The 447-nt window shown below is 62.0% G+C and carries 1 protein-coding gene; it reads right to left on the bottom strand.

Annotation, left to right across the window (positions count from 1 at the left end):
* On the bottom strand, window positions 1-392 hold a 392-nt coding region (locus AC1D0P_RS29630), incomplete at its 3' end, for a tryptophan--tRNA ligase (RefSeq protein WP_477679999.1).
* Window positions 393-447: the final 55 nt, after the last annotated feature.

Genomic DNA, 447 nt, shown 5'->3' with positions numbered 1-447 from the left:
GGATAGGCGAGCAGGCCGAGCGAGGCATTCTCGCGGTCCTTGCCGGCCTTGTCCTTGAACTGCGTCATGCGATACATCCAGCCGATGCGGGCGACGCAATTGAACACCCAGGCGAGCTCGGCATGCTGCGGCACGGCCGACTGGTTGAAGACGATATGCTTTTCCGGATCGATGCCGGAGGCGATGAAGGCGGCGGCGATGGCGCGGATTTGGCCGCGCAGGTCGTCGTGCACGAGCTGTGCGGTCATCGAATGCAGGTCGACGACGCAATAGATGCAGTCATTGCCGTCCTGCAGCGCCACGAACTTGCGGATGGCGCCGAGATAATTGCCGAGATGCAGGTTGCCGGTCGGCTGCACGCCGGAAAAGACGAGTTTCTTGAATTCACCCATAGGAATGTCCTCGGTTAGGCTGGTGGAGGGCCCCAGGGCCAACGGCCCATGTTGC

It is taken from the genome of Polaromonas sp. P1_G2 (assembly GCF_056405515.1).
This window is presented reverse-complemented; position numbering and strand designations above follow the sequence as displayed.